The following is an 18,148-nucleotide window of genomic DNA, read 5'->3' as shown; positions in this document are numbered from 1 at the left end:
GCGAACCCACACGATGACCTTCAGGAAGGAGGATGGATCTGGCGTCAGGCCTTCTTGCCACAGTGCGGCCAAGCGCCGTAGCCGCCACGGTCATCGCGGACCTTCTCGGCGACAGCGATCTGCTGGGCCTTGCTGGCCTGGTGCGGGTACGCGGCGTACTGGTCGCCACCGTAGGCGTCCCAGGTGCTCTTGTTGAACTGCAGGCCACCGTAGTAGCCGTTGCCGGTGTTGGCGGACCAGTTCCCGGTCGACTCGCACTGCGCGATGCGGTCCCAGGCGCCGGCGTCTCCGATGACCGGGTCGGCGGGCTTCTTGGTACCGACCTTGACGATCTTGGGCTTGGCCTCGGTGATGACCTCTTCCGAGACCTTCTCGCGGTCGACCTCTTTGCCGTTGCGCTTGGTGACCTTGTAGGTCACGGTCTTCTGGCCCGGGGTGCCCGGGTCCTCGACCTTGGTCTTGCCCTTTTCGAGGTTCGGGTCGTCGACCTTCTGCTCGGGCGGAGCGATTTCCTCGTTCTGCTTGACCATGGTGACGCCGGTCCGGCTGATGTGGACCTCGGCGCCGTCGACCAGCTTGACGTCGAGACCGCCGACGGCCTCGTCGTCGGGGCCGAGGGTCATCCGAAGCTCACCGAGGAATTCCTTGGTGGTGACGGAGTTGGTCTGAACCTTGCGCGGTTCGTTCGCGCCGTCGTAGACCGTGACGTTCTTGAGGGTCTTGACCTCGACGGTGGCGCCTTCGAGCGGCAGCTCGCCGTTCTGCGGGAGCGAGGTCCAGGTGCCGGCCTTGGCGAGGTCGGCGCGACCGAGCTGGTTCAGCGCTTCGCCGAGGTTGGTCGCGCGGACCCAGGACTCCTGCTGCGGTGCGCCGTCGACGATCAGGTTCAGCTTGCGACCGCGCTCCAGCTTGATGACGCCGCCATCGCCCACCTCGGCCTGAGGCGAGGGCGAGAGCGAGTCGTGCGCACCGACCGAGAGGCCGGCGTCTTCGAGGACCTCACCGACGGTGTCGCCGAAGCTGTGGACGGTCTGCTGCTTGCCGTCGACGTCGAGGGTGACGCTCTTGTTCATCGCCATCGCGGCCGCGCCGCCACCACCGAGGGTGAGCAGCACCGCCATGACGGTTCCCTTGAGGAAACGCTTCTTCCAGACGCGGGTCGAGTTCGCGATGACCTCGTCCTTGGTCGCGGCCTTCATCGGCGCGCCCGCGGTGCGGTCCTCGGCCAGCTCGTCCGGGATGACGATCGGCGGGAGCATGGTGGTCTCGGCGCTGATGAGGCGGATCAGCTCGTCGACGTCGACGTCGATCTCGGCCATCAGGGCGTCGGCGTCGGGGCCGAGCGCGGCCAGGACGTCCTGGTGCGTGATGCGCGGATCGTCGGAGTAGTCCAGCTCGCCGTACTGAGTGTCGCGGTCGAGCACGGCAACCGAACCGGAGGAAGCGAAGGTGTTCGTCTCTGCGCCGAGGCGCGAGCCATCCTGCCTACTGCTACCAGTCACTGGGTCGTTCCCTTTCCCAAGACGTCGAGGAGCTCGACAACCACTCCACTACGTCCTTCGTCTCGATGCGCACTTCGGCACACCTCTAGAAGTCCGACACCCGCAGCCAGCGCCATCGTCACGGTTCCAGGCCGTACCTCTCCTGGTTCCGCTTCCCCGACGTGCACTGACGTGACTGTGGGCGTAACAGCCGGAAACCGCTTGAGCGGGCCCCGACCGGCACGATCACGGGACAGTAACGAACCTCGCCGGGTTGCGCAAACACCGCCCGGAGTGTCGTGACGTTGCTCACTCATCAGAGTGGACCATTGTCGATCACTAATGTCGCAATCCGTTCAACCGGTGGTGACTGTCGGCAATCCGAAGACGCGCTCGGCGGTCGTCCGCACCGATTCGGCCACCTCGTGTACCGCCTCGCCCCTGAGCGAGGCGAGGTGCCGAACCGTGTAGGCGGCGCAGTAGGGCTCGTTCGGACGCCCGCGGAACGGATGCGGGGTCAGGAACGGAGCATCCGTTTCGACGAGGTACTGGTCCGCCGGAACGATCCGTGCCGCCTCGTGGAGCCCGCGGGCGTTTCGGAAGCTGACCGTGCCGGCGAACGAAAGCACGTATCCCGCGTCGGCGCACCGGCGCGCCATGTGCTCGTCTCCGGAGAAACAGTGGAAGACGACCTGCTCGGGTGCTCCCTCTTCCTCGAGGATCCGGAGGACGTCGTCGTGGGCGTCTCGATCGTGGATCATCAGCGGTTTGCCGATCCGCTTGGCGAGATCGATATGCCACCTGAAGGCGTCCTGCTGTGCATCGTGGGGCGAGTAGTCCCAGTAGTAGTCGAGACCGGTCTCGCCGACGGCGACCACTCTGGACTCTTTGGCGAGACGCTCCACTTCGGATTTCTCGGGCTCACCGAAATCCTTGGTACGCGTGGGATGGATCGCGACGGCGGCCCAGACCCGCGGGTCCCAAGTGGACGCTTGCGCCGCCCAGCGAGCGGCCGCGAGATCGTCCGCGACGGTGATGACCCTGGAGACACCGGCGCGTTCGGCGCGGTCGACCATGGCTGTCACATCAGCCGCGGTGACCGCACCGCACGCGTCGAGGTGGGTATGCGCGTCCACCACCGACACCGGCAACCTGTCCGGGATCGGCGGCGGCTCCTTCTTCTCCGCACCCATCAGTCGGTCATTTCGAGATCGGGGCCCATTCGGGACCGGTCTCGCCGAGTTCCGGGTCCAGCTTGGCGAACAGCGGGGTCGGCTTCTCCAGCGGCTTGCCGACCTCGATCGGGACGGACTTCCAGCGCGCCTGCTCGGTCTTGTAGTCCCCGGTGATGATGGGGTTGATCCGGCCGGGGATGTCGAGGTCCTCGACTTCCTGAAGCTCGGGCTGGGCCGCCCAGACGCCGGTGCCGCCGAGTGCCTCGTGCACCTTCTGCGCCGAGTGGGGCAGGAAGGGAGTCAGCAGCGTGTTGGCGTCCGAGACGACCTGCAGAGCGGTGTGCAGAACGCTGTCGCGCCGGGCGGGGTCGTCCTTGAGCTTCCAGGGCTCCTGGTCCGACAGGTACCGGTTCGCGGCGGTGACGACGCGCATGGCCTCGCTCGCCGCGGCCTTGAACCGTGACCGCTGCAGGTGGGCGCCGGCGGTGTCGAACGCCTTCCGCGAGAGCTCCTTGAGCTCCTCGTCGGCGGCCGTGGGCGCGTCGGGACGCGGAATGGCTCCGACGTTCTTGTGGGCCATCGAAATGGACCGGTTGACGAGGTTGCCCCACTCGTTGGCCAGCTCGAAGTTGGTCCGGCGGACGAACTCGTCCCAGGTGAAGTCGGTGTCCTGGGTCTCGGGGCCCGCGACCGAGATGAAGTACCGCAGCGTGTCCGGGCCGAAGTCGCGCAGGAAGTCGTGGACGTAGATGACCGTGCCGCGCGAGGTCGAGAACTTCGAGCCGCTCATGGTGAGGAACTCGCTGGAAACGATCTCGTCGGGCAGGTGCAGGTTGCCGTACTTGCCTGCCACGCCGCCTCGGTCGCCCTCGCCGTTGTGGCCGAAGAGCAGAGCGGGCCAGATCTGGGCGTGGAAGGTGATGTTGTCCTTGCCCATGAAGTAGTAGGAGCGGGCGTCCGGGTTGTTCCACCACTCCTGCCAGGCGTCCGGGTTGCCGGTGCGGCGCGCCCACTCGACACTCGCCGAGAAGTAGCCGATGACCGCGTCGAACCAGACGTAGAAGCGCTTGAGCGGCTGGTCGCGCCAGCCGTCCAGCGGGATCTTCACGCCCCAGTCGAGATCGCGGGTGATCGGCCGCGGCCGCATGTCGTCGATCAGGTTCTTCGTGAAGTTGAGGACGTTCGGACGCCAGTCGGTCTTGCTGGACAGCCACTTGCCCAGCGTGTCGACGAACGCGGTCAGGTCGAGGAAGTAGTGCTCGGTCTCGACGAATTTCGGCGTTTCACCGTTGATCCGGGACTTCGGGTTGATCAGTTCGGCGGCGTCGAGCTGGTTGCCGCAGTTGTCGCACTGGTCGCCGCGGGCGCCGTCGTAGCCGCAGATGGGGCACGTGCCCTCGATGTACCGGTCGGGCAGGGTGCGGCCGGTCGAGGGGCTGATCGCGCCCCGGGTCGTCTTGGGGACGACGTAGCCGTTGCGGTGCAGCGCGAGGAAGATCTGCTGCGTGACCTCGGCGTGGTTGCCCGTGGTGGTGCGGGTGAACAGGTCGTAGGTGAGACCGAGCCCTTGCAGGTCCTGGCCGATCTGGCGGGTGTACTTGTCGGCCGTCTGCTGGGAGGTCATGCCTTCTTTGTCGGCCTGGACGGTGATCGGGGTGCCGTGTTCGTCGGTACCGGACACCATGAGCACCCGGTTGCCGGCCATTCGCTGGTAGCGGGAGAAGACGTCGGACGGGACGCCGAATCCGGACACGTGGCCGATGTGGCGGGGGCCGTTGGCGTAGGGCCAGGCCACCGCAGTCAACACTGGGGTGCTCATGCTTGTTTAGCCTACGGACGCCGTCTAAGGCATTGTTGTCCGGGAGAGGATCGGAGGCCTCGGTGTCCGCCACGCGTCTGCTGGTGCTGGGTGTCGTGCGCATGTACGGGAAGGCACACGGCTACCAGGTCCGGCGCGAGCTTCTCTCGTGGGCGGCCGACAAGTGGGGCAATGTCCAGCCGGGTTCGATCTATCACGCGCTGAAGAAGATGACCACCGAAGGCCTTCTGGAACAGGTCGAGGACGTCGAAACGGGCGGCGGGCCCGATCGCGTCGCCTACAGGCTGACCGAAGACGGCGAGACCGAGTTCCTCGTGCAACTCGGCAGGGCGTTGTCGAGCGACGACGCGACCGGGTACTCGCTGTCGGCGGCGGTCACGTTCATGCCGGCCCTTCCCCGCGCGCAGGTTCTGGCGCTGCTGAAGCAGCAGCTGGCGAACATGGAAGCGCACGCCCAATCGACTCATTACGCGCGCGAGCACGCCGTCGACCTGGGGAAACCGCCGCACGTGAGCGAGCTGTACCGCCTGTGGAGCGCGCACGCGGAAGCGAACGTGACCTGGATGCGGGATTTGATCGGCCGTCTTGAGGCCGGCGAATACGTGATGGCGGGCGAAGGCGCGGGCGACGAACCCGTGTTCGGCGCGCCACCCAAGTAATCAAATTTGACTACGGAACGACTCCTAGGGCACAGTGCGTCCTGCCACTAGTCAAACTTGACTAGATGGGCGCCGAAAGGAGCAGACATGATCAAGGCACGCGGCCTTGAGCGGCGGTTCCGCCGCAAGGGCCGCAATGGGGGCGAGGTCCACGCCGTCAAGGGCGTCGATCTCGACGTGTCGGCCGGGGAACTGGTCGGCTTCCTCGGACCGAACGGCGCGGGGAAGACCACGACCCTGCGCATGCTGACGACGCTGCTCAAGCCCACCGCCGGCGAGGCGACGGTCGGCGGCTGCGACCTGCTCGCCGACCCGCTGGGGGTGCGTCGGCGAATCGGCTACGTCGCCCAGGGCGGCGGCACCGCGCCGGCGAGCAAGGTCATCGAGGAGATCGAGTTCCAGGGCAGGCTGTACCGGATGAGCAAGGCGGACGCGCTCGCACGCGGGGCCGTCCTCGCCGAACAACTGGATCTGGCCGGGCTCGACCAGCGGATGACCGCGACCCTGTCGGGCGGGCAGCGCCGCCGTCTCGACATCGCGCTCGGGCTGATCCACTCACCTGGCCTCGTCTTCCTCGACGAACCGTCGACAGGACTCGACCCGCAGAGCCGGGCGAACCTCTGGGACCACATCCGCAGGCTGCGCGACGAGCAGGGTGTCACGGTCTTCCTGACCACGCACTACCTCGACGAGGCCGACGCGCTCTCGGACCGGCTGATCGTCATCGACGACGGGAAGATCGTCGCCGAAGGCACACCGGACTCGTTGAAGGCGCGGGTTTCCGGCGACAGCGTCGTCATCGGGGTCTCACCGGAAGCGGCGGCCGAGACCGCGGCGGTCGCGGGCCGCCTCGAAGGGGCACACGAGCTGACCGTCACCGACGGCACCGTGCGGTTCCGCGTCCCACGCGGTGACACCGCGATGCCCGAACTGCTTCGGGCGCTGGACGCGCGTGGCATCGCTATGACGTCCATGCAGGTACACCGGCCGACGCTCGACGACGTCTTCCTGACCCTGACGGGCAGGAGCCTGCGCGACGCCGAAGAAGGCGCGCCGGTCGACGCCGCCGAGGAGAAGGAGGCCACGCATGTTGCATGACACCTGGTTGATCTTCCGCCGCGACATGCTCGCGGCGTTGCGCAACCCGACGTGGCTGGCCATCGGCGTGATGCAGCCACTGCTCTATTTGTTCTTCTTCGGGCCGCTTCTGGTGAAGTCGCTCAACGCGCAAGGCCTGTCCGATGTGGACGGCTGGATGATCTTCACCCCGGCGATCATCGCGCAGCTCGCGTTGTTCGGCAGCTCTTTCGTCGGGTTCGGGCTTCTCGCGGAGTACCGCATGGGCGTGGTCGAGCGGATGCGCGTCACGCCGGTGAGCCGGGTGGCGCTGTTGCTGGGCAAGGTGCTCGCCAACGCGCTGCAGACCATCGTCCAGGCCCTGCTCATCATCGCGCTGGCGTATCTGGTCTTCGACCTGAACTCGCCGTTCGGTGGTGTCGTGCTCTGCCTGGCGATCGTCTTCCTTCTGGCGATCACATTGGCGTCGTGCTCGTACGCGCTGGCGTTGACCCTCAAGAGCGAAGACTCCTTCCCGGCCTTGCTCAACGCGGTTCTCATGCCACTGCTGCTGCTTTCCGGAATCCTGATCCCGATCACCGCGGGCTCGGCGCCGGAGTGGCTGTACACGATTTCCCGTATCAATCCGTTCCGGCACGTGGTGGATGTCGAACGGAACAGTTTCCGCGGTGACTTCTCGATGGACGCCCTGTTCACCGGGAGCGTCGTGGTGCTGGTCATGGCCGTTCTGGCCATCTGGTGGGGCTCGCGGACGTTCCAACGCGAAAACGCCTGAGACACGCTGAACCGAAAGGTCACCTTGCGGCCGCTCCGCGGACGTAGGGTGACCTTTCGGTCGTACTGGGGCGAAATGCGAGGCAGGTGAGTTCGATCGATCCGGAAGGTGAGCACGGCGTCACCCTGTCCCACCGCGAGACGGTGACGGACTGGGCGGCGGTGCGTGGCGCCGACATCCGGTTCGCTTCGGTCACCGTCACCGAAAACACCAACTGGCGGGACGCCGCGGCGGAACGCAATCTCGCCGGCGCGCAGCATGCCGGCATCCACACCGGCGCACGGCACTACGCCCGTCCCGGCGCCGTCCACGACCAGGCCGACCATTTCGTGCGGACCGCGAGCGCGCTCGGCGCGTTCGCACCTGGTTCGCTCGCGCCCGCGCTGGAGGTGGAGGCACCGAGCGTCGACGACCGGTTCATCAAGGCGTGGATCAAGCACGTCAGGAACGCGGCCCGGGTCGAACGCGTGCTGGTGTACGCGGGGCTCGACTGCTGGACGAACCGCTTGCACCCGGACAAGTGGGCGGACAGCGAAGTGGTGTTGTGGCTGGTCAGGCACAACGAAATCCCCGGAAGGCCGGGATGGTTCCACTCACGGCTGGGCTTGCATCAGCACGGTTTCGGCACCGGGCTGCCCGGTGTGGACGGACCGATCGCGCAGGACACCGTGGTCTACCCGTTCAAGCTCACGGATGTGCTTTTGTAGTGCCCATTGCGTGACGACGGGTGTGCACGACGTCACCACGTGGTCGCGGATCTCACTTTCCGACCGGCGTGGGTTGCGTTTCCGGCCGTCCGAACGGTGACAATGTCGCGTGCGGTTGATGTGCCGGAGGCTGCGGACGGACGTCGGGCCCGAACGGGCACTGGCGGTCCTCGGAGTACGCGCCGGGAAGCTCGGGCTCGCACCGCCCGCCGCGCTGTGCGGAGAATGGTTCTCTTCGCGCGCGGTCATCGCGCTGAACGCTTCCCTGACTCCGGTCCGTGACGCGGCCGAAGCGTTCGCGATCCCTGCTCGGCTGCCCGAAGTTCGCGACGCGATACCCGGCGCGGTCGGGGGCGGCTGGTTCGGTTACCTGGGTTATGACTTGACCGATCCCGCGGGCCGTTCCGGTGCGCTTCCTCCGGCCGCCTGGGGCTGGGTCGACAGGGTTCTCCGGCTGGACGCCGACGGCTCGTGGTGGTTCGAAGCCCTGGTTCCCGACGGCGCCCCGGATCCGGTCGACGAAGTGGCCGCGGTGGAATCCGCGCTCGACGACGTTCCGGAAATGACAACTTGGACTTCCGGCCCGTTGTCGCGTCCGCTTCCCTCGGAGCATTACGACGCGGTCAAAGCCTGTGTGCACGCGATCGAGGCCGGAGAGCTGTTCCAGGCGAACATCTGCGCCCGCTTCAGCGGACGGTTCACCGGCGACCCGATCGCGTTGTTCGCCGAAGGCGCGCGCCGCCTAGGAGCACGCCGGGCGGCGTTCCTCAGCGGCGAATGGGGCTCGGTGGTGTCGTTCTCCCCCGAGCTTTTCCTTGCCAGGCATGGCCGGCACGTCCGGTCGACGCCGATCAAGGGCACGCTGCCCCGGCGGAACGCCTCCGACGCGCATCTCGCGCAGCGGCTGCGGGAATCCACCAAGGACGTCGCCGAGAACGTGATGATCACCGATCTCGTCCGCAACGATCTCGGGCGGGTGTGCGCCACCGGCACCGTACGGGTTCCCGAGCTGCTCGCGGTCCGGCCCGCGCCGGGGGTCTGGCATCTGGAGTCCACTGTGGAGGGATCTCTCGCCGACGACGTCGACGACGCGGCCCTGCTGGCGGCCACCTTCCCGCCGGGCTCGGTCACGGGCGCGCCGAAGATCCGCGCGCTGGATCTGATCGCCGAACTGGAGCCGGCCGCGCGTGGCGTCTACACCGGCGCGATCGGGCTCGCTTCGCCGATCGCCGGAATGGAACTCAACGTCGCGATCAGAACCTTCGAAATCCACGAAGGCACGATCGCGCTGGGAGTCGGCGGCGGGATCACCGCCGACTCCGACAGCGAAGCGGAATGGCAGGAATGCCTGCACAAGTCCGCTCCGCTGGAGCGCCTGCTCGACTGACTACTCGGTACTACTTGGCAGGGTCCAGCAGAAGCTTGCCCATCGTGCCGCGCGAGCGCAGAGCCTCGTGGGCGGCGCGCGCGTCGGACAGCGCGTACTCACCGCCGGCGATGGCGCGGATCCGGCCGGCGAGAGCCAGCTCGAAAAGCTCGTCGAGCGCGCGTCCGAAGACGTTTCCGGGGAGTTTGAAGGCGTGCGGCAGCCACATCCCGGCAACGGTGGTGCTGTGCCCGAGGAGGTTGCGGGCTTCGATCGGCTTCGGGTTCTCGCGACCGGCCATGCCGTAGAAGGCGAGACGGCCGAACGGCGCGAGGGCCGCGATGCTCTGGTCCGTGACCGTGCCGCCGGTCATGTCGAGCACGATGTCGACGCGTTTGCCGCCGTTCGCCTCACGAAGCGCGTCCGTCATGTTCTCCGCGCGCGAATCGATGGCGACATCCGCGCCGAGTTCGAGGGCGAGGGCACGTTTCTCGTCGCTGCTGGCGGTCGCGACGACCCGGCCCGCTCCCCAGGCTTTCGCCAGCTGCACGGCGATGGAGCCGACCCCGCCGGCGGCCGCGTGCACGACGACGGATTCGCCGGGTTCGAGGTGGGCGCTCTTGCGCAGCAGAAGCGAGGCCGTGGTGCCCTGGACGATGAAGGAGAGCGCGGTCAGGTCGTCGACGCCGTCGGGAACGTCGTAGCTGGTGACGTCGTCGGCCACCGCGCGCTCGGCGTAACCGCCACCGCCGTTGAGCAGCGCGACGACCCGCTTACCGTCCGCGGCGCGGCCGACGATCTCGCCGCCGGGGACGAGCGGGAGCTTGCTCGGGGCGAGGTACGAGTTCTCGGCCTGGTGGGTGTCGGCGTAGTTGACGCCGATCCGGTCGACCTCGACCAGCCGCTGGCCTGGGCCCGGGACGGGATCGGGGAGGTCGACGAGGTTGAGCACCTCGGGTCCGCCGAACTCGGTCACCTGTACTGCGCGCATCCGCATCCTCCTCGTCGAGATGAGACATTCTTGCATATGTCTCATGCCTGAGACATGCCGTGATATGTTTCACTCATCGAAACTGCACTCGAACGTCAGCTGACTTCACCGCGCCCGGACGCCCTGCGCGCGTTCACGATCGCGCGCGCCTGGTTCCTGGACGGGCGCCGGGTGGACATGGGCGAACTCGCCGGTGAGCTGGGGATCAGCCGGGCAACGCTGCACCGGTGGGTCGGCGGCCGGGATCAGCTGCTCGGCGAGATCCTGTGGTCGATGACCGTCGAGGTCTTCGAAGCGCGGGCTTCCGGGAAGCTCGGCCGCGGCGCGGAAGGGATCGCGGAACTCGTCGGCACCTTCGTCCGGACCGTGAACGGTTCGAAACCGTTCCGGGAGTTCCTGCGCAACGAGCCCGAGCGGGCGCTGCGGATCCTGACGACGAAGGCCAGCGTGGTGCAGAGTCGCGCGATCGCGAAAATGCGCGAATTCCTCGACGAAGAGGTCACGGCGGGTCGGCTCACCCCGCCGCTGCCGGTCGAGGACCTGGCCTACCTGCTGGTGCGGATCGGCGAATCCTTCATCTACACGGACGTCATCACCGGCGCGGAGCCCGATGCCGCGAAGGCGCACGCGGCCGTGACGGCCTTGCTGTCCTAGCTCTTACGGGACGCGAGCACTGCGTCGTAAAGCTCCTTCTTCGACACACCGGTCGCTTCGGCTACCTCGGCGGCGGCCGACTTGAGACGTTCACCGGCCGCGACCCGCGACGAAACCTCCGAGACCAGGTCCTCGACGCTCACCGAACGCGGCGACGCCCCCGAAAGCACGACGGTGATCTCGCCCTTGACGCCGTCGGCGGCCCAGGCCGCCAAATCCGGCAGATTGCCGCGTTTGACCTCTTCGTAGGTTTTGGTCAGTTCGCGGCAGACGGCGGCGCGACGGTCGGGCCCCAGGACCTCGGCGGCGTCGGCGAGCGTGCTCGCGAGACGGTGCGGAGATTCGAAGAACACGGCCGTACGGGGCTCGTCCTTCAGCGAATTGAGCCATTTCGCGCGTTCGCCGGGCTTGCGCGGGGCGAAACCTTCGAAACAGAAACGGTCGCAAGGCAGGCCGGACAACGCCAGGGCCGTGGTCACCGCGGACGGGCCGGGCAGGCAGGTCACCGGCACGTCCGCCTCGACGCAGGCCGCCACCAGGCGGAACCCGGGATCCGAAACACTCGGCATTCCGGCGTCCGTCACCAAAACCACCGTCTCGCCCGATTGGAGCGATTCGAGCAGTTTCGGCAGACGAGCCGTCTCGACGTCCTCGTAGAAGCTCACGACACGCCCGGCCGGAGAGACGTCGAGAGCCGCGGTGAGGGAGCGCAGGCGACGGGTGTCTTCGGCGGCGATCACGTCGGCCGTCGCGAGGGCTTCGGACAGGCGCGGCGAAGCGTCACGGACGTCTCCGAGCGGGGTGGCTGCCAGCACGAGGCGTCCTTCGGTCATTCCCGAAGGTTAACCGGTTCGCGGATCCGGACACCGAGTTCACTCTTCCGCCCGTAGGATCATGCCCCGTGACCGCACTGCTGACCCGGGACAACGAGAGCGTGCGGCCGGATCCGGTCGACGCGCTCAGGCCACCGAATGACCGGGAGGCCACCCTCCTCGGCCGCGGCATGCCGACCGATCGCCTGCGCGGCTGGATCGTCACCCTGGTGCTGACGCTCATCGGCGGCATCGTCCGGATCCAGAACCTGGGAACGCCCACGGACAAGGGCACGCCCGTCTTCGACGAGAAGCACTACGTCCCCCAGGCGTGGCAGATGCTGCGCAACGGCGGTTACGAGGACAACTACGGCTACGAACTGATCGTCCACCCGCCACTGGCGAAGCATCTCATCGCGATCGGCGAATGGCTGTTCGGCTACAACGCCTGGGGCTGGCGGATCATGCCAGCGCTGGCGGGCACGCTGATCGTGTTCCTCGTCATCCGGATCGCCCGGCGCCTCACCCGTTCGACCCTGCTCGGCGCGGTCGCGGGGATCCTGGTGATCAGCGACGGCGTCTTGCACCTGCAGTCCCGCATGGGGATGCTCGACATCTTCATCGCGTTGTTCGTCCTCGCCGCCTTCGCCTGTGTGCTCTGCGACCGCGACCAGGTGCGACAGCGGCTCGCCGTGGCCGTTCGCGAAGGCTGGATCGACGAGTCCCGGTTCGGGCCCAAGCTGGGTTTCCGGTGGTGGCGGTTCGCCGGCGGCCTGATGATCGGGCTGACCTTCGGCGTCAAGTGGTCGGCGCTGTACTACATCGCCGCGTTCGGACTGCTCACCGTCTTCTTCGACGTCGCCGCGCGCCGGGCCGCCGGGGTTCAGCGGCCTTGGGTCGGCACGCTGCGCCGCGACGTGCTGCCCGCGCTGTGGGCGATCGTCGTCATCCCGATCCTGGTGTACCTCGCCTGCTACTGGGCCTGGTTCGCGAGCGAGACCGCGACCGACCGCAACTACGTGGCGATCAAGGACATCGATCCCGGGTTCTGGGCCTGGATGCCGCCCGCCTTGCGTTCGCTCGGCGACTACACGATGAACGTCCTCGATTTCCACGCGAACCTGGTGACGCCCAAGGACAAACCGCATCCATGGGAGTCGAAGCCGTGGACGTGGCCAATGGGCCTGCGGCCGATGCTCTACGCCTACGCGGGCGGCACCGAGGCGACCGGCTGCGGCGAGTCGACCTGTGTGCGGGCGACGATGCTGATCGGCACGCCCGCCATGTGGTGGCTGGCCCTGCCGATGCTCGGCTGGAGCGTATGGCGGTCGGTCTTCCGCGCGGACTGGCGCTACGCCGCCGTGCTCGTCGGCTACCTGGCCGGGTTCCTGCCGTGGTTCACCAACCTCGACCGCCAGATGTACTACTTCTACGCGACACCGCTGGCGCCGTTCCTGGTACTCGGGTTGACGCTGGTCCTCGGGCAGATCCTCGGCAGCGCGAAACGCGGATTCGAACGGCGGGGCACCGGCATGCTCGTCGTCGCTCTCTACGTGGGCCTCGTCGTGGCCAATTTCGCCTGGTTGTGGCCGATTCTCAACGGCAACGCGATCACCAACGATCACTGGAACGCCGAATTGTGGCTGCCGTCCTGGAAGTGACCACGTCCGGTTGAGCGAAGGCCCAGCGAGGCGTCCGGGACCGGCTTAGACTCCCGTCCGAATTGAGGATTTCTGGGGGTCGTCATGTCTCGTTGGCCGGTTCTCGTGGCCGTTGCCCTGCTGCTCACCGGGTGCTCCAGCGCCATCGACGGAAAAGCCTTCCGCGAAGGCTCGGCACCGGGCGCGAGCGATACGAAGTTTCCGCGCTACACACCGCCCGCCGACGGGTCGGGGTTCAGCGACCAGGCGCTCGATCAGCCGCTGGCCCTGCCTGTGAAACAGGGTGAGGAAGGCTGCGACTGGCTGGAGTCGATCAAACCGGATCTCCAGCCGCTCGGTCTCGTGAGCACGAAGGGCGTGCTCAGCGGTTGCCAGTTCGTGTTCCCGGACAACAAGGGCGCGCAGGTGCACGCCTACAGCCCGTACAGCTGGATCACGCAGGACTCCCCGGTGATGGAGCCGGTGGAGATCGCCGGGATCAAGGGCCGGACCTACGCCTTCGACCCGGAGCCGGTGACTTTCTGTTCGGTCAACATGGACGTCCGCGCCTACGCCTCGATCGCCGTCGATGCCTATGACGTCGACAGCGACGAAGCCGGCACTCGCGCCGAGCACTGCGAGCTGGCGAAGAAGGTCGCCGAAGTGGTGTTGAAGAAGTTCGTCCCGCTCGCCGGTGGCAAACCGGCGCCGAGCACCGTTCAGGAGCCTCCGGCCGAGGCGCTGAAGAACGCGGACATCTGCGAAGTCGTCAAGTTCACTCATGCGAATTACGCCGGAGTCAACGCCGGCCGCGAAGGCGCTCAGAAGGGCGAAGGGCCGCTAGGACCGACCTGCACTCACGAAGTCGCCTACGCGAAAGCCGTCGGGATGTACACGAACGGCACGGGCGGTCTCGAAGCCGTGCCCCCGAAGGCGGGCGCGGAGGTACGGAACGGCCAGTTCGGCACCTTGAAGGCCAGGTTCGAGCAGACCGCGGAGGCCTGCGCCCTGAGCGTCCAGCTGAGCAACGGACAGGTCGTACAGGTCGACTTCGTCGGCAAGAAGAAGGAAGCGATGCCGCGGACTTGTGTCTCCGCTCAGCTCATCTTGTCGGTGTCGATGCTGGCCCTGATCAAGGGCGACTCCTGATTCCTCCGATTCAAGTGTGACACTTGCCTCCGAGTTGTTACTCTTCGCTGGTCAACCGCAGCTCGACAGGGGGCATCATGACGATCCGACCGTTGGGAGCGGCCTGTGCGGCCGCGGCGTTGTTCTTGATCGCGGGGTGTGAGGAACAGACGCCGGGCGCCGCGTCGCCGCAGACTTCGGCCATTCCGAGCAGTTCGGAAGCGCCGGCCAGCAGCAGCGCACCGCCCAGTGCTTCGAAGCCTTCCGCGGTCGCGTCCGAGGTGACCAAACCCGCCACCGGCGGCGCGGTGGCGCACACCCCGGACGGGGTCGCGAGCGTGATGGAGGAGTATCACCACGCTTTGGGCGACAAAGACCTCGACACCGTTTGCCGGATCACCGCGCCGGCGTTCGACGGCGGGATGAAGGAATGCCGGAGCCTCACCCCGGTGCAGTTCGGGATGCTCTCGGCCGACGACATCAAGAAGCTGAAGGCCACTCGCGTCGACCGGGCGAAACTGCAGAGCAAGGGGCCGGACAAGGTCCTCGTGCCGCCGGGCGCGATCAGCCCGCAGATCGCCATGATGGCCGCCCAGCCCAAGACGTTCACCATGGCCTGGCGGGGCGGGACCTGGGTCGTCGTCGACTGAGGGAGAGCAAGGGACCTTTGCTAGCGTTCGTTAGCGCACTAACTAACGGTAGCAAAGGTCCCTTGCTCTCTTTTCGCAGGTCAGCGGGGGTGACGCTGAGGCTGCGGCTGCTGGTGGGGCTGCGGCGGCTGTGACTGCGGAGGGCGGCGCGGTACGATCTGCGTCACCGGGCCGTCCGGCGACTTGCCCGCGCGAGCGAGCCAGCCTTCGACGTCGCGCCGCACGGCGGTGAGTGTCGGACGACGGCGGGGCTCCTGGTCGAGCGACGCGATGAGGATCCGGGCGTGCGCACTGCGGTTCGGCAGCTTCGACACCGGTTCGGCGCGGGCCGCGGCCATCAGCGCGGCCATCGGGGTCTCCCGGGTGCCGCGCGGAGGCTGCCCCGAGAGCGCGTAGCTGACCGTCGCGGCGAGCTGCCAGGCGTCCGACGCCGGGCTGGCCGGTGAGCCCATCGCCTGCTCGGGGGCGACGAAGTCCGGCGTGCCGATCATCATCCCGGTCGCGGTCATCTTCGAGTCGCCCTGGCTGCGGGCGATACCGAAGTCGATGAGGTGGGCGAGCCCGTTGCGGTCGAGGATGATGTTCGACGGCTTGAGGTCCCGGTGCAGCACACCCTTCTCGTGCGCCGCGGCGAGCGCGCCGGCCATGGTCGACCAGAGCCGTCCGGCGGCGATGTCGTCGAGCGGGCCCTGCGAATCGACGATCTCGGCCAGCGAGCGTCCTTCGAGGTACTCCATGACCAGCGCGAGCCCGTCGGGTTCCTCGACGAGGTCGTACACCTTCACGCAGTTGGGGTGGTTCACCACGGCCAGCGCCCTGGCCTCGCGCTGCATGCGCTCTTCGGTGTCCCGGTCCGGCGCGTGCGCGATCTTCAGCGCGACCGTGCGGTTGAGCTGGGTGTCGACCGCTTCCCACACGGTGCCGAAGCCACCGTGGCCGAGCCGGCGGACACGCTTGTAGCGGCTGCCGCCGGAGTTGCGGGAGCCCGGGGGCTCCGGGACCGGACCTGGGACGGCGGCCAGCGCGGGAGGTTCGGGCGCCTGTGCCAGCGCGGTCGCCGGGTACTGCTTGGCCGGAGGGGGCGGCAGCTGCGGCTGCGGCTTCGGGGCGGGCGGCTCCGGGCGGTATGGCTCGATCTTCTGCCGGGGCTGCGGGTCGGGCCGGTTGATCACCGACCACGGCGGCGGGCCGACGAGCGCGACCGGGATCAGGCCCAGCACGCTGAACGGCAGGAAACCGAGCCAGAAGTGCACGGCCGTGTTCGCGCCCATGCCGACGCTCGCCAGCACCATCAGCACGAACGGGATCCAGAAGAACCGCGAAGGCCACTTCGGGCCGCGACGGAACGCGGTGCGCGCCTGCAGCATCACGAACAGCAACGACAGCGCCGGCAGCCCGACCAGCAGGATCAGATAGAAGATGTAACCGAGCTGCATCCCGTTCGGGTAGAACAGCACCTCGTACACGTTCTGGCCGCGGCCGAGGTACTCGCTCTGCTTCCCGATCAGCGGGCTGTAGTCGGCGTTGAAGGTCGCCAGGTCACTACCGGAGAAACCGGACTTACCGCCCGATTTGGACGCGGCCTCCTGGTACGTCTGCGAAACCCCGGTGGCCAGCAGCCACGGCAGCAGGAAGACGGCGACGACGCCGATCCCGCCGAAGATGGACAGGGTCACCACGTCGTAGCGGTTGCCGGTGCCTTTGCGGATGATCGCGACGACCATCGCTCCCAGTGCGGGCAGCAGCGCGACCAGCGCTCCCGCGGTGCTCGTCGCCCACACCCAGTCCCCAGGCCAGATCCCTGGTCCGAACAGGCTGTGCGCGAACGAAAGCAGCGCGCTCGCTAGTCCCATGGACCCTGCTCCCCTCGCTCGGTTAGGCCGTTTCCGGCAGTTTTTCCCCTAGTCCAGCTTAGGACGCTCCACAGGGTCGAGGGGTTGCCGGGTTATATGCCGTGTCTCCAGATGACCGGTGTGACGCGTTCGGCATCGATCTGCCAGCGCTGCCTGCGACGGGCGAACACGACAGCCACCAGACCGGCGCTGCCGACCATGCCGGCTGCCACGACCACCGGGACGTTCCCTGCCAGTCCCCCCAGCACGACGACCGTGAGCCCAGCGATCACGACCATGGCCGCCAACGCCACGGAAAGGTGACGATTTCGCCATACCCACTCATCACCCGCCCGGAGCTCGACCTGAAGCGCCACAGCCGACGACTGCACGGCTTCGCCGCCCACACCCAACTCGATCAACCGCTCAGCCGCGTATCCGCAGAATTCGCGTTGCCGGACAGAGGTGAACACCGGGACACGGTCCCGGGTGAGGCTACGGACATCGACAGACAGAGCAGCGAGCTCGACAGCGAGCTGTTCTCTCAGCTCGCTGTCGTCCGGCCTGGTCATTAGCTCTGTCTCTAGACGGCTGACGTCCGCCAACCGATCGCCCGGCGTCTTATCCATCTTCGCTCCCTCGAACCCCACTCATCCGCCAGCGAATCATGCTACGCTCTGTGCCCGTTTGAATACCTGCTAATTGTTCGCACCGTGCCTGGGGAGGGTCACGAATGTCGGCGAGCAACGCGCGGTTCGCGCTGGTCGCGGCCGCCGCGAACTTGACCTTGTGCGCCCTTGTCGGCGCCACTTTGCTGATCACCACGGCGAAAGACCCATCGGCGACGCCGCAAGTCGCGGCGTCGACCGTTTCGTCGTCGCCGAATGCCTCGTTTTCCTCGCCTCCTCTCTCCTCGACCGTGACCGCTGCTACGACACCGCGACCGGACGTCGACCAGGCGAGCGGCACGGACGGTTTCCGGACCGTCATCCCGCGCGGGTGGAAAACCGAACCGATCAAAAATCAACCTGGTTCCTTCCAGGCCACCGATCCCGTGAGGACCAGCCACTACGTCCGGTTCGGAAGTTATTCCGCCTCCGGCGATATCCGGCAATTCCGGTCGACTTCGGAGCAGGAGACGAAAACCCGGCTCCCCGGCTTCAGCAGGCTCCGGATGGAGCCGCGCGCGGTACGCGGCTTCGAAGGGGTGGACTGGGAATTCACCTGGGATGGCAGGGAAGGACAACCGCGGCGGGTCAGGGCGGTCTATTGGCGTACCGCTGGAATCGAGTATTTCATCTACGTCTCGTCGCCCGCTTCGGATTGGACGGAATGGGAACCGTTCGTCGCCGTGATGCTCGACAACTCGACACCTTGATCGC

At 67.3% G+C, this 18,148-nt stretch carries 18 protein-coding genes; 10 read left to right on the top strand and 8 right to left on the bottom strand.

Annotation, left to right across the window (positions count from 1 at the left end; genetic code table 11):
- Positions 1-44: 44 nt before the first annotated feature.
- The 3 genes from ACZ3HL_RS08710 to metG all read right to left on the bottom strand — a co-directional run bounded on the left by ACZ3HL_RS08710 (position 45) and on the right by metG (position 4,475).
- The gene (locus ACZ3HL_RS08710) at positions 45-1,424 is read right to left on the bottom strand and encodes a transglycosylase family protein (protein ID WP_465411218.1); all 1,380 of its coding nucleotides are present in this window, start codon (positions 1,422-1,424) and stop codon (positions 45-47) included.
- 413 nt (positions 1,425-1,837) lie between these two features.
- Positions 1,838-2,674, bottom strand: a complete 837-nt coding sequence (locus ACZ3HL_RS08705; RefSeq protein ID WP_465529747.1) for a TatD family hydrolase — start codon at positions 2,672-2,674, stop codon at positions 1,838-1,840.
- A 7-nt stretch (positions 2,675-2,681) separates the two neighbouring features.
- Positions 2,682-4,475 carry a methionine--tRNA ligase gene (gene metG, locus ACZ3HL_RS08700; protein ID WP_465529745.1) on the bottom strand — a complete coding sequence of 598 codons (1,794 nt, stop codon included), beginning with the start codon at positions 4,473-4,475 and terminating at the stop codon, positions 2,682-2,684.
- 62 nt (positions 4,476-4,537) lie between these two features.
- On the opposite strand from metG, the gene ACZ3HL_RS08695 reads away from it, so the two are divergent.
- From ACZ3HL_RS08695 to ACZ3HL_RS08675, 5 genes are all read left to right on the top strand, one after another.
- Positions 4,538-5,134 carry a PadR family transcriptional regulator gene (locus tag ACZ3HL_RS08695; RefSeq protein WP_465529743.1) on the top strand — a complete coding sequence of 199 codons (597 nt, stop codon included), beginning with the start codon at positions 4,538-4,540 and terminating at the stop codon, positions 5,132-5,134.
- Between the two features lie 87 nt (positions 5,135-5,221).
- The gene (locus ACZ3HL_RS08690; protein ID WP_465529741.1) at positions 5,222-6,232 is read left to right on the top strand and encodes an ATP-binding cassette domain-containing protein; all 1,011 of its coding nucleotides are present in this window, start codon (positions 5,222-5,224) and stop codon (positions 6,230-6,232) included.
- Positions 6,222-6,986 (top strand): ABC transporter permease, encoded by a 765-nt coding sequence (locus ACZ3HL_RS08685; protein WP_465529739.1) that lies wholly within the window; start codon positions 6,222-6,224, stop codon positions 6,984-6,986. The genes ACZ3HL_RS08690 and ACZ3HL_RS08685 overlap by 11 nt, the downstream gene beginning before the upstream one ends.
- Positions 6,987-7,072: 86 nt before the next feature.
- On the top strand, positions 7,073-7,693 hold the full coding sequence (locus ACZ3HL_RS08680; RefSeq protein WP_465411007.1) for a glycoside hydrolase family 25 protein: 621 nt from the start codon (positions 7,073-7,075) through the stop codon (positions 7,691-7,693).
- A 109-nt stretch (positions 7,694-7,802) separates the two neighbouring features.
- Complete coding sequence (locus ACZ3HL_RS08675) at positions 7,803-9,080, top strand: aminodeoxychorismate synthase component I (RefSeq protein WP_465411006.1); 1,278 nt, start codon at positions 7,803-7,805, stop codon at positions 9,078-9,080.
- Between the two features lie 10 nt (positions 9,081-9,090).
- Here ACZ3HL_RS08675 and ACZ3HL_RS08670 read toward each other — a convergent pair whose 3' ends face one another.
- A complete protein-coding gene (locus ACZ3HL_RS08670) occupies positions 9,091-10,050 on the bottom strand; it encodes a quinone oxidoreductase family protein (protein WP_465529737.1) in 960 nt (319 codons plus the stop codon).
- A 177-nt stretch (positions 10,051-10,227) separates the two neighbouring features.
- Between ACZ3HL_RS08670 and ACZ3HL_RS08665 the strand changes: the two genes are divergently transcribed.
- Positions 10,228-10,704 (top strand): QsdR family transcriptional regulator, encoded by a 477-nt coding sequence (locus ACZ3HL_RS08665; RefSeq protein ID WP_225949353.1) that lies wholly within the window; start codon positions 10,228-10,230, stop codon positions 10,702-10,704.
- Here the strand turns inward: ACZ3HL_RS08665 and rsmI are convergent.
- Positions 10,701-11,537 carry a 16S rRNA (cytidine(1402)-2'-O)-methyltransferase gene (gene rsmI, locus ACZ3HL_RS08660; RefSeq protein ID WP_465529735.1) on the bottom strand — a complete coding sequence of 279 codons (837 nt, stop codon included), beginning with the start codon at positions 11,535-11,537 and terminating at the stop codon, positions 10,701-10,703. The two genes, ACZ3HL_RS08665 and rsmI, sit on opposite strands and share 4 nt — an antisense overlap.
- A 68-nt stretch (positions 11,538-11,605) precedes the next feature.
- Between rsmI and ACZ3HL_RS08655 the strand changes: the two genes are divergently transcribed.
- Positions 11,606-13,177: a dolichyl-phosphate-mannose--protein mannosyltransferase gene (locus ACZ3HL_RS08655; RefSeq protein WP_465411003.1), complete on the top strand. Its 1,572-nt coding sequence runs from the start codon at positions 11,606-11,608 to the stop codon at positions 13,175-13,177.
- 84 nt (positions 13,178-13,261) lie between these two features.
- Complete coding sequence (locus tag ACZ3HL_RS08650; protein ID WP_465529733.1) at positions 13,262-14,305, top strand: DUF3558 domain-containing protein; 1,044 nt, start codon at positions 13,262-13,264, stop codon at positions 14,303-14,305.
- A 37-nt stretch (positions 14,306-14,342) separates the two neighbouring features.
- On the opposite strand, the gene ACZ3HL_RS08645 is transcribed toward ACZ3HL_RS08650, so the two are convergent.
- A complete protein-coding gene (locus tag ACZ3HL_RS08645) occupies positions 14,343-14,582 on the bottom strand; it encodes a hypothetical protein (protein WP_465411001.1) in 240 nt (79 codons plus the stop codon).
- Between ACZ3HL_RS08645 and ACZ3HL_RS08640 the strand changes: the two genes are divergently transcribed.
- A complete protein-coding gene (locus tag ACZ3HL_RS08640) occupies positions 14,566-14,934 on the top strand; it encodes a hypothetical protein (protein ID WP_465529731.1) in 369 nt (122 codons plus the stop codon). The genes ACZ3HL_RS08645 and ACZ3HL_RS08640 overlap by 17 nt on opposite strands.
- An 80-nt stretch (positions 14,935-15,014) precedes the next feature.
- On the opposite strand, the gene ACZ3HL_RS08635 is transcribed toward ACZ3HL_RS08640, so the two are convergent.
- Together ACZ3HL_RS08635 and ACZ3HL_RS08630 are read right to left on the bottom strand one after the other, a co-directional pair.
- Entirely contained in the window at positions 15,015-16,787 is a 1,773-nt protein-coding gene (locus ACZ3HL_RS08635; RefSeq protein WP_465529729.1) for a serine/threonine-protein kinase, read from the bottom strand.
- Positions 16,788-16,879: 92 nt separating this feature from the next.
- Positions 16,880-17,395: a hypothetical protein gene (locus ACZ3HL_RS08630; RefSeq protein ID WP_465529727.1), complete on the bottom strand. Its 516-nt coding sequence runs from the start codon at positions 17,393-17,395 to the stop codon at positions 16,880-16,882.
- A gap of 104 nt (positions 17,396-17,499) precedes the next feature.
- On the opposite strand from ACZ3HL_RS08630, the gene ACZ3HL_RS08625 reads away from it, so the two are divergent.
- Positions 17,500-18,144 carry a hypothetical protein gene (locus ACZ3HL_RS08625; protein ID WP_465529725.1) on the top strand — a complete coding sequence of 215 codons (645 nt, stop codon included), beginning with the start codon at positions 17,500-17,502 and terminating at the stop codon, positions 18,142-18,144.
- Positions 18,145-18,148 lie beyond the last annotated feature (4 nt).

Source organism: Amycolatopsis sp. NPDC000009 (assembly GCF_055563465.1).
This window is presented reverse-complemented; position numbering and strand designations above follow the sequence as displayed.